Origin of the sequence: Mucilaginibacter kameinonensis, from assembly GCF_003675385.1 — a bacterium.
Lineage (GTDB): Bacteria > Bacteroidota > Bacteroidia > Sphingobacteriales > Sphingobacteriaceae > Mucilaginibacter > Mucilaginibacter kameinonensis.
In genome coordinates this window covers 802,609-819,337 of the sequence record NZ_RCWZ01000003.1, presented here as the reverse complement: position 1 = coordinate 819,337, position 16,729 = coordinate 802,609, and the positions used below count along the sequence as shown (strand labels likewise).

Annotated in this window: 9 protein-coding genes; 8 read left to right on the top strand and 1 reads right to left on the bottom strand. The window is 41.9% G+C overall.

Going from position 1 to position 16,729, the window contains the following annotated elements:
• Positions 1–7: 7 nt before the first annotated feature.
• On the bottom strand, positions 8–1,450 hold the full coding sequence (locus EAH55_RS16605) for a hypothetical protein (RefSeq protein WP_162996908.1): 1,443 nt from the start codon (positions 1,448–1,450) through the stop codon (positions 8–10).
• 113 nt (positions 1,451–1,563) lie between these two features.
• Between EAH55_RS16605 and EAH55_RS16600 the strand changes: the two genes are divergently transcribed.
• From EAH55_RS16600 to EAH55_RS16565, 8 genes are all read left to right on the top strand, one after another.
• Entirely contained in the window at positions 1,564–3,546 is a 1,983-nt protein-coding gene (locus EAH55_RS16600) for a PI-PLC domain-containing protein (protein WP_121810620.1), read from the top strand.
• A gap of 143 nt (positions 3,547–3,689) precedes the next feature.
• Positions 3,690–6,200, top strand: coding sequence for a mechanosensitive ion channel family protein (locus EAH55_RS16595; RefSeq protein ID WP_121810619.1), 2,511 nt, complete (start codon positions 3,690–3,692; stop codon positions 6,198–6,200).
• A gap of 118 nt (positions 6,201–6,318) precedes the next feature.
• Positions 6,319–6,870 (top strand): pyridoxamine 5'-phosphate oxidase family protein, encoded by a 552-nt coding sequence (locus EAH55_RS16590; RefSeq protein ID WP_121810618.1) that lies wholly within the window; start codon positions 6,319–6,321, stop codon positions 6,868–6,870.
• Positions 6,871–7,059: 189 nt separating this feature from the next.
• The gene (locus tag EAH55_RS16585; RefSeq protein ID WP_121810617.1) at positions 7,060–7,662 is read left to right on the top strand and encodes an RNA polymerase sigma factor; all 603 of its coding nucleotides are present in this window, start codon (positions 7,060–7,062) and stop codon (positions 7,660–7,662) included.
• A gap of 92 nt (positions 7,663–7,754) precedes the next feature.
• Positions 7,755–8,951 (top strand): FecR family protein, encoded by a 1,197-nt coding sequence (locus EAH55_RS16580; RefSeq protein WP_121810616.1) that lies wholly within the window; start codon positions 7,755–7,757, stop codon positions 8,949–8,951.
• A gap of 275 nt (positions 8,952–9,226) precedes the next feature.
• Positions 9,227–12,628 carry a TonB-dependent receptor gene (locus tag EAH55_RS16575; protein WP_112572100.1) on the top strand — a complete coding sequence of 1,134 codons (3,402 nt, stop codon included), beginning with the start codon at positions 9,227–9,229 and terminating at the stop codon, positions 12,626–12,628.
• Positions 12,629–12,654: 26 nt separating this feature from the next.
• Positions 12,655–14,160, top strand: a complete 1,506-nt coding sequence (locus EAH55_RS16570) for a RagB/SusD family nutrient uptake outer membrane protein (RefSeq protein WP_121810615.1) — start codon at positions 12,655–12,657, stop codon at positions 14,158–14,160.
• 104 nt (positions 14,161–14,264) lie between these two features.
• The gene (locus EAH55_RS16565; RefSeq protein ID WP_121810614.1) at positions 14,265–16,547 is read left to right on the top strand and encodes a GH92 family glycosyl hydrolase; all 2,283 of its coding nucleotides are present in this window, start codon (positions 14,265–14,267) and stop codon (positions 16,545–16,547) included.
• The last annotated feature ends 182 nt before the right edge of the window (positions 16,548–16,729 follow it).

Genomic DNA, 16,729 nt, shown 5'->3' with positions numbered 1-16,729 from the left:
GGATAATTTACAGGTTGTGAATATACGACAGCATCAAGCCTACCGAAAATTGAGATGCTTTGGTATATCCGGTATAACCTCCTAAATAATTTGCTTCATTGGGATTATCGAAATTTACGTTTTGCAAATATTTACTGGTTGTGCCGTATGATAACAGGAGGCCTGTACGCAGGTTAAACTTGCGTTTTTTAACATTGGTGCCCACCTGGCAATGGTAAATATTATAATTGCCGGTATTTGATCTGTAACCTGAATCATCTATGCTGTAAAGGGCTTTGCTTATATTGTTAAAATCGGTATGAAAGGATAAATAACCCATTAAATCGGGTTTTAACAAATAACTTGCACCTATCCCGAAGTTGGTTACCGATTTACGGGCATCCTTGAACTTTAAAAACTCCGGCGTAAGAAGATCGTCGCCACCATCAGCCCCTTTTATAAAGCTTTGATTTTTTGGGGTTATGATATTGTATTCGCCAACGTTGGCAAAATACTCGGCAGCTACATAAAACTGACCGCCTTTGTAATCAATGGCATAGCCCAAGGCTACACTAAACGGTAGTTTATAATTAACCTTAAGGCTTCGCTGCCTGGAGTTTGCAAGCAAATTTACGGTGTCTGCTTCCTTAGGCATTATTAAATCGCTGGTTTGGTCGTCGCTTAATATGTTTCCGCTGCCAGCCACATGGAGCAACGGCGATGATATGGTTAAGCCCAAATGGTGCCTTTCATTATCATAAGCCAATCCAGCTTTAAACCTGATGCCAACGTTATAATAGCCTGCGGTATATGATTCCTGCACATTTGAAAATTTTGGAAGCGCAAAATCACCCACGTTATATAAAGCCCTTGCGCTTGTGTTGTAATCAAAATCCTGCTTCCTGATCTGTCCTTCAATAGTAAGTCCCATTGCAAAATGGTCCGACGCTTTAAAACCGCCGCTTATAATTCCGGAGGTTTCATTGATAGTATTTACATTTTTGTATTGGCCTAAAAAATATTCATTGCCGGGGCTGTAGGAGTCGTCAAGTACATTCAGAGTTGCGTCGCGCTGTTGATTAACCCGGTAGGTCATTACCGGGTTGTGGGTAAGCGCGTATCCGATGGTAAAGGGATGATTCCCTTTTAATGACACGGTTGCAGATATCATTTGAGGGATAATATTGGTTGATGTCGATTTAAGATCGAGTCCGGTGCCTGCGCCGTTTTTTATGTTGATGCGCCCATATTGGTAAATAGAAGCATTAATGGAGGCTGTGCTTTTTGTACTGTAAGCTAACAGTGCCGGGTTCAGGAACATTACCCCGCTATCGCGGTTAAAGGCTATCACCGCGCCGGGAGTTAAAAAGCCACCGGGATTATAACTTGAAGACCAATAGTTAGCGTCCTGTGCTTTAACGGCTTCAATAAACAGGAAAACGCACAGAAAAGTGGTAAGGATTTTTGTCATAGGTTCGTTTTTATATAAAAATATTATAAATTCACTCAAATTGTTAATAGTCAGTATATAAATTTTCATTTTAGATGAAAATCCTGTTCGTATTTAACTTGAACCTATGCTTTATGAAACTTTTCCTAAATGCACTTTTATGCCTGTTCATGCTGATCCTTGTGGGTTTGGGTTCGGTCAACGCTCAGAATTTAAGTCTTAGCGTTCCCGTAAACTTTTTGCCTGCAGCAAGTACCGACAAAGCGGTTGATATTACCAATTTTAAAGGGCGATACTTTGTTACCTGGAAAGAGGCCGGTGCTACCGGCATTATCCATGTTTGTTACCTGGGCAAACAATATGATACCAGGTTTTCTCAGCACGATGCAACTGCCGGATCAGAGGTTAGTGCTTTTGCTCCGGTACTCAGAACAACGGATAAGCATATTTACGCTTTATGGATTGGTACCGACGGCTCCTTAAAGTATCTTATCAATAACAGTGATAGCACTTTCAATACGCAAGCCGTCAACACGGTAAGCTTTGGAGGTGCGCCAAAATTAAAGCTGGGAATTACAGCTACGGTGATTGGTGGGAAAGTGATGATCGCGTCGCATGCCGATAATAAAAATGACATGGTAGTTGCCTTGCTTGACCAAGACGAAAACGGGGTGTTTAAGCCGGCTGTTTTGGAAACCATTTCGGGTAAGCGAAGTCTTGATTATCCGTTTATTGTAACGCTGTCCGACAATCGTGCCCGCATTTGTTATACCAATGATGATGGCATGTTTTACACCGATTATAATCCGGCAAATAAAACCTGGACTGATAGAACCGCCGTAGAAAAATCAAAAACCAAGGTGGCCCCGGCAGTTTACCATGCCTTTAATACCACACGTTTGTTTTACATGTGGAAGGGCTATAAAAAAGACAATTTCATTTATTACGCGTCTGAACATGAACAGAACAGGCCGGTAAACGGCTTTAAACTCCCCGATTATTTTAAAACCCCATACCCGGTATCAATATGTAATGTTGATAGCAAAAAGTTTATCATGGCTTTTGTTGGAGAGGATCAAAAACTTTATCTCAGTTATTTTACCAGCTACAACCCAGCCAACTGGATGGAAGATACCCTGTTTCCGGCAAAGGGCAACCTGACTTTAAAGGATATTGTTATTCCAGGAGCGCACGATGCCGGCATGTCGGCATTGAATGGCACTGGTGGTATTCACGCCGGTTCCATCAATCCATGCAATACGCTTACTCAAAAGTTAAATATAGGGAAGCAGCTTAACGCGGGTATCCGGATATTTGATTTGAGGGTAGGGGCATATAAAAATGCCATATACGCTAAGCATAGCTCGTCCGACTGTATGGCCGAGGCCATGGGAGGAGGATACGGCGAACAGTTTAAAGATATTCTTGATTCCGTTAAATCGTTCCTCAACATGCATAAAAAGGAGTTTATCATAATAACTTTCAGCCATTTTTGCACCAGGGAAGCATCTGCTGATCATGTGGCTGATACCATTTTGAGCGTTCTTGGAAAGGATAAGATCTATAATAATCAGGGAAAAAATATAGGTGATATTAAATTGAACGAGCTGGCCGGTAAAGTGATCATTACTTTCGAACAATATGCCAATCGCGAAAAGATGATCGATTCGAACTCAATGGCCGATAGGTCTAAAACCTTTCTGAATTTCCGACGTGCTTATGCAGCCACGAACCAAATTGATAAGTTGCTTGCAAGGGAAGAGTTGTTTTTTGCATCGATGAAGGACGGCATTCATAAAAACGACCTGGTACGGCTGGACTGGCAGCTAACGCAGAGCAGCGATGAGGCAGCCCTGGTCTGCAATGATTTTGAGGATGAAAAGGTAAATCCGGTTGTAAACGGCATAATGCTATTGACCAACGTTGTTAAAAGGAATCAGAGTATCATTGATCTTGCCCAGTCAGGCAATAAATACTTGCCCGCCAAACTTAATGGGTGGATAGATAGCGGAACGATTAATAAAGCTAATAAACCTAATATCCTTTATGTAGATGTGGCGGGTCCCTGGATTACAGATTATTGCATCGAGCTTAACAGTACCCCGCTTTATAATTAGCGGGTATGATGTTGAAAACCATAATTCAAATAATTTAATTAAATTACCTCGTCCTATTAAAAACATACTGATCCGGTTATAAACTTCCTGCATATTTAGATCTGTGCCCCGCTTTGTTTATTCCGTATCGTGAAATAACATTTATGAAGTTAATTCATATCTATAAAAAATGGTTTCTGCTGTTTTTATGCGCAATATTGATGTGCTCTTCTGTTGCTGCCCAACAGGATTCAACCAGTAAAACGGAGGTTGCCGATAGCATTCAAAAAGATTATGCTTCAAAAGTAAAACGGCTTGGACAAGCAATCACACAAAGGAGTATAGTTAAATTTAACGTCGAAAAAACAGCCATTAAGCAGGATGAGCTTATTGAGGATATCAAAAAACTTACATTGCGCGCCCAGGTATTTATCAAGGCAGGGATTGATACCGTAGGCATAAATAGCGAGCTTGAACAAATAGAAGCTACCATAAAAGTGGTGGGCGATGGCGTTTTTACCAATAAAGGCACTGCGCAAACCTATCGTAATCTCACGGCTACATCAAAAATTTTATCCGAACTTTTAAACCGTGCCAATGCACGTAAGGATTTAATTGATAAATATGAAAAGAGCCTTGTACAGTTCAGGTATAAGATAGATTCATTATCTGCCGATACATCGTTGTATAAATTCCCGAAAGATTCGTTACTGGCACACGAGTATGTGCAGAAAATTAATATGGTTGCTAACGAAATCAACCCTGCAGATACCGCACTTACTTATGCTATAAACAACGTACATAAACTGCAAAAAATAGTAAACCTTGTTGCCATAAAGCTTCGTACCCAACTTGAGGAAGTCGACAACTACCAGGAAGACCTGTCAGCAAATATGTTTAGCCGGGAATTTGCAAACCTGGGTGCGGATGTTGGATACGCGAGACCGTTTAACCAAATTTTTTATTTCTCGTACATAAAGGCTAAGCTCAACTTTATCTTCTATACCCGGAATAATCCTGGCCGCATCTTTTTGATCCTGTTAATGATCACCGCTTCAACCATCTTTTTACAAACGCTCCAAAAGATGATTGGTTATAAGGATAATGCTACTGATGATTCGCAAAGACTGCTGGTATTGCGCTATCCCGTTATTTCAGCGATAATTATGGTGCTCAACCTTGGTCAGTTTATTTTTTCCGATCCGCCTTTTATTTTTAACTGTTTGTTTTGGATTACACCTACCATTTGTCTAACCATTGTTTTTAGGCAGTTTATTACCCGGCATTGGATGATGATCTGGTTAACGTTTGTCGTGCTTTTTGCGATAACCTGTTTTGATAATCTTATTCTGCAGGCATCCCGGGTAGAGCGATGGGCCATGTTGATCCTGGCTTTGGCAGGTTTCATTGTTAGCATACTGGTATTGATAAAAGGCCGAAAAGACGAATTGCGGGAAAAGTTGATCCTTTATTTTATCGGGCTTGCCGCGTTTTTAGAGCTGGCCTCCCTTGTGGCTAATATATTCGGCCGGTATAACCTTTCAAAAACGCTGCTTATCAGCGGTTATCTAAATGTGGTAATAGGCATCCTGTTTTTGTGGACTATCAGGTTGATAAACCAGGGACTGTGCATAGCCTCAAACGTATATACGAAGCAGGATAAAAAGCTGTTCTATATCAATTTTGACCGTGTTGGGGAAAAAGCCCCGCCTTTGCTTTATATCCTGTTGGTGCTTGGATGGTTTGTGCTTTTCGGGCATAATTTTTATGTTTTCAAAGAGATCTCAGACCCATTAAATGATTTTTTCTTTAATGAACGAACGCTTGGCAATTACACCTTCACAGTAAATAATATACTGGTATTCTTCCTGATTTTAGCTGCATCTATAGTAGTTTCAAAAATTGTGTCCTATTTCGCTTCGGAGTCAAATACAGATCCTGTTAATACTGGCAACGTCAGAAAAGCAGGGTTGGGCAGTTGGCTTCTGCTCATCCGGGTTGCTATTATGAGTACGGGATTATTCCTGGCGCTTGCGGCATCGGGATTCCCCATACAGCAAATAACAGTTATAGTAGGCGCTTTGGGTTTAGGTATAGGTCTGGGTTTGCAAACTTTGGTTAATAACCTGGTAAGTGGGCTTATCATCGCCTTTGAAAAACCGGTAAACGTGGGGGATATTGTTGAAATAGGAGGGCAGGGGGGCACCATGAAATCAATTGGTTTCAGGAGCAGTATCATCTCAAAATGGGACGGCCCCGATATGGTTATACCCAATGGCGATTTGTTAAATGCCCATTTAATAAACTGGACATTGGCCGGCAGCAAACGGCAAATTGAAATAATAGTTGGGGTAGCCTACGGAACCGATTTGCAGAAACCTCAGCAGATTATCGCCGGTTTGCTGGCAGAGAATAAGCGGATTCATGAGCATCCTAAACCGGCGGTTTTATTTCAAAATTTTAACAATAGCTCCATCGATATCAAAACTATCTTTTGGGTGCGCGATTATAAAGACGGAGCAGCTGTCAAAAGCGAAATTATAGCCGCGATAGATGTCGCGTTTAAAAACGAAGGGATTGTGATCCCGTTTCCGCAGCAGGAGCTTTATATCCATCAGCCGCCCGCCGATGAGTCTATCGAAACCAGCACGAATAAAAAGGAACACAAAAAATAGCTTTCGCTCAATAAAGGAGTGTTTTAGCGCGACGGTTAATTTAATAAACATGCTTCGCTAACATAATGCTAAAACGATTATGCTTATATTTGAGTATCGCTAATTAAAACCTTATATTATGGGTAAGTTTTTTAATGAGATACTTGATCACCACAAGGATTTTATTGCCCATCAAAAAATCTTTTTTGTGGCTACTGCTCCGCTAACATCCAGTGGGCATGTAAATCTTTCGCCAAAAGATAACGCGAGTTTTCGCATTCTTTCCAACAACCGCGTGGCTTATATGGATATTATAGGGAGCGGAAACGAAACTGCTGCCCACCTGCTGGAAAACGGGCGCATCACTTTTATGTTTTGTGCCTTTGATGGGCCTCCTAATATCCTGCGTCTGTACGGTAAGGGTTATAGTATTTTGTCTGATGACGGTAACGATGAGTGGAACACGCTTTCCCGGTATTTCGACATTCACATGGCTACACGGCAAATTATAGTAGGCGATATAGACATGGTGCAAACCTCATGCGGGTTCAGCGTACCACTTTATGAATATTTGGGCGAACGTGATTATGCTATTAAATGGGCAGAGAAGAAAGGCGAGCAAGGACTGGCGGATTATAAGCAGGAGAAAAACAGGATTAGTTTGGATGGTTTACCAACGCCATTATATTGATAATCCTTTATTTAATACATACTTAATAGTTAAAACAACTTTAAGGAATAGAGGTGTTGAATATTTTATTCAAACATTTCAATTGCTTTAAAGTTATACGATGGTTTCATCGATATAATTATATGTTGCAAATACTACGATTTTTATAATATTTGTAGCACCAACATCAACCTATGTTTGAATCAACCTATGTTTGAATTTACTCAATCAGATGAGAAGGAGCTGCTTTTGCAGGTAGCCGAAGGCAATGAATTTGCCTTTCGCCGCTTATTTGCAGCCTACCATCAGCGTTTAGGTGTTCACATCTTACGCATTACCCAGTCTGTTGAATTGACAGAGGAGGTGGTTCAGGATGTTTTTATGAAGATCTGGATGACCCGCGAGGCGCTTGCCAATGTTGATAATTTCAAAGCATATCTGTTTGTGCTATCCAAAAATCATGCTTTAAACTGTTTGCGCAAAGTTTCAAGAGAGCAACTACAGCTTAAAAAGTTGGAAGAAACCAATATCGTACCTTTTACTACCGAAGCACAGGCATCTGATCATTATTATAACCTGATTGATGAAGCGATAGACAAGCTGCCTCCACAGCAGCAAAAGATTTACCTGATGAGCAGGCACAGTCGTTTAAAATACCATGAAATTGCCGATGAACTGGAACTATCCCGTGAAACGGTAAAGAAATACCTGCAAATAGCCACCGCTTCCATAAAAGAATATGTACATGAGCACCGCGAAGCTATAGCGCTTATAATGGCGCTGGTACATTTTTTTCATTTTTTTAAAAAGTAATACCCCCTTTTTTAATCCTGCGGGTGTCATGTATATGAGATCTGCCCCAACTCACTGTAGCCAATTATACAGTTATACCGAAAAGCAACACTATGAGCGAACTTTACGTTAGGCTGAATTATCTGTTTAATAAGTACTATAACGGCACTGCCTCGGAGGGTGAGCGCGATGAACTTTTCGAAATCATCGACTCATCGGCAACGGACGCGGAGCTTGCTTCGCTTATACACCAGGCATGGGACAGTCTTGATGACGATGGCCCGCTTTTCGATAAGTCAAAAAGCGATGAGATGCTCGCCCAGATTTTAAGGACTAATACCGAGCCAGCTGTTGTTACCCCTACAAAAAACAATTTACCATGGAGAAAGCTGGGCGTTGCCGCATCTCTTTTATTCCTTGTAGGGTTTGGCGCGTATATTTATAGCAATCAAAAAAAGCAGGTTGTTACAAAAAAGAGCATTGCCAAAATTCATCCTAAAAATGATGCTCTGCCGGGCGGTAACAAAGCAATTTTAACACTGGCTAACGGCAAAACCATTACACTTGATAGTGCGCAAAACGGCCTGCTTGCACAACAGGGAGCCACTAAAATCAACAAAACCCGCAACGGTCAGCTGGTATATGAAGCCGGTACCAATGCTGATGCTCAAGCTCCGGTTATAAATACCATCTCGACTCCCCGTGGCGGACAATATCAGTTGATTTTACCGGATGGGAGCAAGGTTTGTCTGAATTCAGAATCATCATTAACTTTTCCAACCAAATTTACCGGAAAAACACGTGAGGTCACCATCACCGGCGAGGCTTACTTTGAGGTTTCTAAAAATCCGAACATGCCTTTCAGGGTTAAATCCGATAACACAACAGTTGAGGTTTTAGGTACACATTTTAATGTCATGGCCTACAATGACGAAGCCGAAATGAAAACCACCTTATTAGAAGGATCAGTAAAAATAAGCAATGGCACTGCAACGGGCATTTTAAAACCCGGACAACAGGCTGTACTCAATAAAGCTGGTAAGTTGAAAGTACTTAACGATGTTGATGTTGATGATGAAATAGCCTGGAAAGACGGCATTTTTCAATTCAGGGACGCGGGGATAGATGCCATTATGAGGCAGGCTGCCCGTTGGTATGATGTTGATGTAGCCTACGAAGGCAAAATACCGCAGCGTGAATTTACAGGCCGGATATCCCGAAATGTAAAAGCATCCGAATTAATGAACATGCTTGGTTATGCCGGGGTGAAATATAAAATTGAAGATAAACGCATCACCATACAACAATAGCATAATTATTATACCTACTATATTAAGCAACCAATTGTTAACAATTTAAACAACCCTATGATGGAAGAAATACCTAAGATAATTTAGCCCGACCCCTTTGGGCCCAAAATGGTAAAACGGTTTATCATGTGTTTAAACACATGTATTAAAGCTAAAACCAGGATATAAAAAAACCGGGAAGTATTCGCAGTACTTGCCCGGCTTAAACATCTGGGTCCCAAAATTCTACAATCGATGAATTGAAAGTTAATGTTTAACCCAAACTCTACAAACTTATGAATTTTAATTCTAAGGCCACGCCTTTGGCATGGCCCCAATTACGCAAATTTATATTGGCCATGAAGCTAACTGCCTTTATTATACTTGCGGCCCTTACCAACGTATGCGCCAAAAGTTATAGCCAGATAGTTACTTTGCACCAAAAAAACACTACCGTTGAAAAAGTACTCCGTTCAATAGAAAAACAAACCGGCTATCATTTTATGTATGACAAGCAGGATGTTTCAAAAGCAGGAGCAATCAACATTGAAGTTGCAAACGTATCTATAGAAAACGCGCTTGATCAATGTTTTAAAGATCAGCCACTTACTTATAAAATTTTTGACCAAACCATCGTCGTAAAAAAGAAGGATGAACCTGTTGTGTCGCAAATTGCTGTTGCCCCGATTAAGATCACGGGTACGGTAAGTGATTCAAAAGGCCCTATCCCTGGTGTTACTGTTAGGGTAAAAGGCAGTAATGTTGGTTTACAAACCGATGTTAACGGTAAGTACACTATTAACGCGCCTGACGGTAACGGAACGCTGGTATTTACATTTATTGGATATACAACCCAAAATGTGCCCATTAATGGCAGAAGCCAGATTGACGTTGTTATGGTAGAAGAGCCAAAAGCTTTGAGCGAGGTTGTTGTGGTTGGTTACGGTACTGCAAAAAAAGTCGACCTTACCGGTTCTGTTGGTAGCGTTGGCGCGAAACAATTACAAGAGCGCCCGCAAACTAATCTGGAGCAGGAATTATCAGGTAAAATTGCAGGTGTAAACGTATCAAGCAACTCAGGTGCACCAGGCGGCGCAACCAAGATCAGGATTCGTGGTTATAGCTCTATCAACACCAACACCGATCCGTTATATGTTGTGGATGGTGTGGTTTGGACTGAAGGCGGTAACGCGATCAATCCTAACGATATCGAAACTATCGACGTATTGAAAGACGCGTCATCAACCGCTATTTATGGTACACGCGGTGCTAACGGTGTAATTTTGGTTACTACTAAAAGAGGTAAAAAAGGCGGTACCATTTCATACGATGCGTACGTAGCGGTAAACCATATGTTTAAAGAAATACCGGTGCTTAACTCAAGAGAGTTTATGCAGGTTGAGGATATTTCTTATGCTAATATCAAAAAATATGATCCTACCGGTTGGGCCGCGGGCGACTATACAGATCGTAACCCGGTTACACAGAGAACTGCCCTTATCGGTAAATTGTTCGATCAAAATCTGAATCCTTTGTATGACGTTGATTGGCAAAAAGCTACAACCCGTACTTCGGTAAGTCAAAACCACAACGTTGCGTTCACCGGCGGTGCCGAAAATGTAAACTATGGCTTATTCCTGAATTATGCCGATGATGAAGGTATCATTCTGAATAGCTACCTGAAACGTTATAATGTGCGTTTAACTTTTGATAACCAGATAAAACCATGGGTTAAAGTTGGTGCAACGTTAAACTATAACTACCAGGATGGCCGTAACCAGGATCAAGGTACCGGCGGTAACAACATTCCGCGTATGTTGATTGAGATGGTGCCTTTTATTCCGGTTAGATACCCTGACGGAACTTATGGCAAACGTACCGATTATCCAAACCTTGAAGGTGGCGATAACCCGGTAGCGCAGGCTAATGAAATTCAATCACTTACCCGCAACCGCATATTTAGTGGTAATGGTTACTTGAATTTAAACATTGTGCCAGGTCTTGAATTCCGCAGTGTTTTAGGTGTAACTACATCTGCCAACTATAACCCTGCTTCACAAAGCGGCCTTGTTGGTGGTCCTGTTGCCGGACAAAGCTACAGCTCTGCTTCAATTGAAGAGTTTAACAAAACGTTTTGGCAATGGCAAAACTATTTCACCTATAACAAAACCTTTAATAAAGTACACAGCGTAAACCTGGTTGTAGGTGCCGAACGTCAAAACTTCCAGCAGCTACGTTTAAAAGGATCAACCGGTACACTGTCTGATGACTTTTATCAGTACTATAACCTTTCAGCAGGTATCGTACCAAACAAGCCTGAGTCTGGTTATGATGCATGGCAAATGCAATCGTTCTTTGGCAGGTTAAACTATAATTACAACGAGAAATACCTGTTAACTTTAACTGGTCGCGAAGACGGTTCATCTCGTTTCGGTACTAATAAAAAGTATGGTTTCTTCCCATCAGCAGCGTTTGCATGGCGTGCATCACAGGAAGATTTCCTGAAAGACAACAAAACTATATCTGATCTGAAATTCAGGTTGAGCTATGGTTTAACCGGTAACTCTGAAATTGGTGAGTATCGTTCACTGGCAAATATCGGAACAGTTGGTTACGCTTTCGGCGGTAACAGTGCAGTAGGTACTACTCAAACTTCAATTGGTAACGAAGACCTGCAATGGGAAAAAACAGCTGAATATGACTTAGGTTTCTCATTAGGCTTGTTTAACAACCGTTTGAACATTGAAGCGGATGCGTACCTGAAAAAAACAAAAGCATTGTTGTTAAATGCACCACTACCAGAAACAAGTGGTTTTAATGCGGTTTACAAAAATATCGGCCGCTTACAAAATAAAGGTTTAGAGTTCACTGTAAACGCAACTCCAATAAAAACTCAGGACTTTACCTGGAATTCTACATTTAATATTTCATTCCTTAAAAACAAGATCCTTCAGTTAGGTGCATCTAATGATGATATCTTCCTTGCTCCAACCTTCCTGTCGCAATTTAACCTGATGCGTGTTGGTCTTCCGGCCGGTAGCTTCTATGGTTACAAAGTGCTTGGAACCTGGGGAACTGCAGAGGCTGCTGAAGCTGCCAAATACGGTTTATTGCCAGGCGACCTGAAAATACAGGACACCAATGGCGATGGCAAAGTGAGCGCTGCTGATAAAGTGATCCTCGGTAAATCAATACCTGATGGCTACGGTACTTTCAGCAACAACTTCCGTTACAAAAACATCGATTTAGGTGTGGATCTGCAGTTTAACTACGGCAACCAGATCATGAACTTAACACGTCACTCTGGTCAGGACCGTACAGGTCAGGCAAACAGTTATGCAACTGTGTTGAACGCATGGACGCCAACTAACCAAAACACCAGCATAGCCGAAGACAGGCCAGCTTATGTTCGTTACCAAACCGAAATTTATTCAACCAAAGTTGAGAGCGGTAACTTTATTCGCGGCAGGGCAGTAACATTGGGTTATACCTTTAACGATAACATCCTTAAAAAGTTAAAATTAAGCCGTTTAAGGGTTTATGCACAGGCACAAAACCTGTTCCTGATAACCAAATATACCGGTTATGATCCTGAGGTATCAACCTACAATGCCTCAAGTAACTTTACACAGGGTATCCAGTTTTATGATTATCCAAAACCACGTACTTTCCTGTTAGGTGTTAATGTTAGTCTTTAATCTAAAACATGTTAAAATATCATATTATGAAATTTAACTTTAAAAAATACCGGGTAGGTGGTCTTTTACTTATCCTCGCTGCGGCTACGGTAAACAGTGGTTGCAAAAAATATCTTGATGAACAAGCCAAAACAGATTTCGTTAAGAATAATTATTTCACCAGCTCAAACCAGGCGCAAACTTTTGTAAACGGTTTGTACAACATCATGTATTTTTTCCAGAATGGTGATGCTTACGGTGAAAGCCCGTTTATTACAATGGAGTTGTTTGCTGGTCACGCAACTTCATTAGGACAAAGTGTTAACAATGGTAACGTAATCCATCAGCGTACGGATGCCGTTAACCCAGGTTTTGAAACCGTGTGGTCAAATTGCTACAAGGGTATTGCCAATGCAAATCTTGCCATCGAAAAAATCCCAGGCATATCACCTATGGATGACGGCTTGAAAAAGAAGCTAATAGGAGAGGCCTATTTTTTCAGGGCATTTTACTACTACCATCTGGTGCGCTTATATGGCGATGTTCCGCTGATTACCACTTCGCAAACAGTTAGCAGCCCTGACCTGTATCCTTCACGTACAGCTGTAGCTGATGTGTACAAACAAATCATTGCTGATTTGCAGGCCGCTGAAAACTCTGGTATGCCAAATACAGATGCAACCGGTCGTGTTTCCTTAGGCGCGGTAAAAACTTTATTGGCCAGTGTTTACTTAACAACTGCAGGTTTCCCGCTAAAACAAACTGAAAATTATGCTAAGGCCGTATCTGAAATTCAGCCGGTTTTAGGTTGGTATTCATTATTTACCGATTATGCTTACCTGCATGATAATGCTCATAAAAATCAGCAGGAGCTAATATTCCAGATCAATTACCTGGTAGGTACTCAAACCAACGCTATCCCTCAGTTAACAATTCCGTTTAACCTGTTGGTTGGTGCTTATGGCGACCACCTGGGTGCTATGATACCTACCAACCAGTTTGTGGCAAGTTATGAAGCAGGCGATCTTCGTACACAAGAGCGTCAGTTTTACTTCTCAAGCTATCCGCAGTATGGTAACCCAAGTAATATTATCCAATTTGGTGAGCATGCACTTTACAAATATTTCCATGTTGAAAGTGCTGCACAAAGCGGTAACAGCGATGAGAACTGGACTTTGTTGCGTTTACCAGAAGCCCAATTAATTTACGCTGAGGCATCAAACGAAGTAAATGGCCCAACTGCCGATGCTTTTGCGGCAGTAAACGCTATCCGTGCACGAGCCAAACTGGCTGCTTTGAGCGGGTTAACTAAAGATACCTTCCGTCAGGCTATCTGGAGAGAGCGTTACCATGAGCTTGCTTATGAAAACAAGGCGTACTTTGATATGCAGCGTACCCACATGGCTTACCTGCCACAGTCAAATACCTTTGCCGATCCTACCGCTTCACAAACAGAGCAGGGGGTAACTTTTAAAGATCAATATTACCTGTGGCCAATACCGCAGCGTGAAATCAGCACTAACAGTAAACTAACCCAAAATCCGGGTTGGTAATTGTATATTGCAAATAATACACATAAAAGACTGGCCATATCAAGCCAGTCTTTTATATTTACGGCTGGTAAAACGTTTCACCAAATATTAAATACATTAAAGCAATGAAAAAAGCCCTGGTACTTATCACATCCGTGTTGTTGGCCTCCGGTACTTTTGCTCAGCAGGTAAATAAAGTTACCGATCCTGTTGAGTACATCAATCCATTGATGGGTACCGATTCGCATTACGACCTTTCAAATGGTAACACTTATCCCGCAATTGCCCTGCCATGGGGTATGAACTTCTGGACGCCCCAAACCGGTCTTATGGGCGATGGTTGGGCATACACTTATGATGCGCATAAGATCCGCGGGTTCAAACAAACCCACCAGCCATCACCATGGATGAACGACTATGGGCAATTTGCCATTATGCCGGTTACCAAACACGCGGCGGTAGGTCAAAATAAAAGGGCCAGCTGGTTCTCGCACAAAGCCGAAACCGCCAAACCTTACTATTACAGCGTTTACCTGGCCGATCATGACGTCACTACCGAAATTACCCCAACCGAACGCTCGGCGCAGTTTAGATTTACTTATCCTAAAACCGATAGCTCATTTATAGTTATTGATGCGTTGAACAAGGGCTCGTATGTAAAGATCATGCCCGATCAGAAGAAGATAGTTGGCTACTCTACTAAATACGCCCGTGGTCCGCTTAAAAACTTTAAAAACTACTTTGTTATTTATGTAGATAAGCCTATCACGTATGCACACACCTTCAGCGATACCACACAGGCCGATGGTCTGGAGCTGAAAGCTGAGCATGCAAGCGCTTTAATTGGTTTTAAAACCACTCAGGGCGAAAAGGTGCATTTACGTGTAGCATCATCATTCATCAGCATTGAACAGGCTGAAATTAGCTTAGAACGTGAGCAGGGTAAAGACAGCTTTGACGTAACCTGCCAAAAAGCTAAAGCCGTTTGGAACAAAACCCTGAACCATTTGCAGGTTGAAGGTGGTTCGGTTGATCAGATGCGTACTTTTTACTCATGCTTTTACCGTATGGTGTTTTTCCCAAACAAATTGTATGAAATAGACAAAGACAACAAGATTGTACACTACAGCGCTTCTACAGGTAAAGTGTTCCCAGGTTATAAATTTGCCGGTACCGGCTTTTGGGATACCTTCAGGGCTTTATATCCATTCCTGAACCTGGTTTATCCATCTATCAATAAAGAAATGCAGGAAGGCCTCATCAACGATTACAAAGAAGGCGGCTGGTTACCTGAGTGGTCAAGTCCGGGGTATTCGGCGGTGATGATTGGTAATAACTCGGCCTCTGTGGTTTCTGAAGCTTATTTAAAAGGTTTGCGTGGATATGATATCAGTACTTTGTGGGAGGCCTTGGTACATGGTGCTAACAATGCCGGTCCGCAGGCTACCGGCAGGCAGGGAGTGGAGTATTACAACAAATTAGGGTATGTGCCTTATGATGTTAAGATCAACGAAAACGCTGCCCGTACGTTGGAGTACGCTTATGACGATTTTGCTATTTACAAGTTAGGCAAGGCGCTTGGCAAACCCGAATCAGAGATTGGCATTTATAAACAGCGTGCCATGAACTATAAAAACCTGTTCGACCCGGAAACCAAGCTGATGCGCGGTAAAAACCAGGATGGCACGTTTGAAAAACCTTTCAGTCCGTTTAAATGGGGCGACGCCTTTACCGAAGGCAATAGCTGGCACTATAGCTGGAGCGTATTCCAGGATATGCAGGGCCTTATTGATTTGATGGGCGGCCGTCAGAAATTTATTGTAAAGCTTGACTCGGTATTCAGCATGCCACCTGTGTTTGATGATAGTTACTATGGCGAAACCATTCACGAGATCCGCGAAATGCAGATCATGAACATGGGGCAATATGCGCATGGCAATCAGCCTATTCAGCATATGATCTACCTGTATAATTATGCGGGCGAGCCATGGAAAACCCAGTTCCATGTACGTGATGCCATGGAGAAACTGTACAAAGCTACCCCTGATGGTTACTGCGGAGATGAGGATAACGGCCAGACATCTGCCTGGTATGTATTCTCGGCCATGGGCTTCTATCCGGTAACCCCAGCCAGCGATCAGTACGTGTTAGGTACGCCACTGTTCAAGAAAATTACACTTAACCTTGAAAATGGTAAAACCGTAGTGATTAACGCGGCTAATAACAGTCCGGCTAATAAATACATCAACACATTGAACGTTAACGGCAAGCCGTATGATTTAACCTGGTTAAGTCATTCTGAACTTAAAAAAGGTGCGGTACTTAACTTTAACATGGCGCCTCAACCTAATAAAACAAGAGGCGTAAAAGTGAGCGATGTACCGTATTCGTTGAGTACAGAGAAATAATCCAGCCCCCTAACCCCCTAAAGGGGGAACAATGGCGGATAATGATAAACAATAAAGGCGAGGTAAAACCTCGCCTTTATTGTTTTATGCGCGACTGCCGCGGGCTTTCAGCCCGTGGTATACCATAGTGTCAGCTTTCAGCTGACGTAAAAACAAAATCCGAAATCGAAAATCCCAATTCC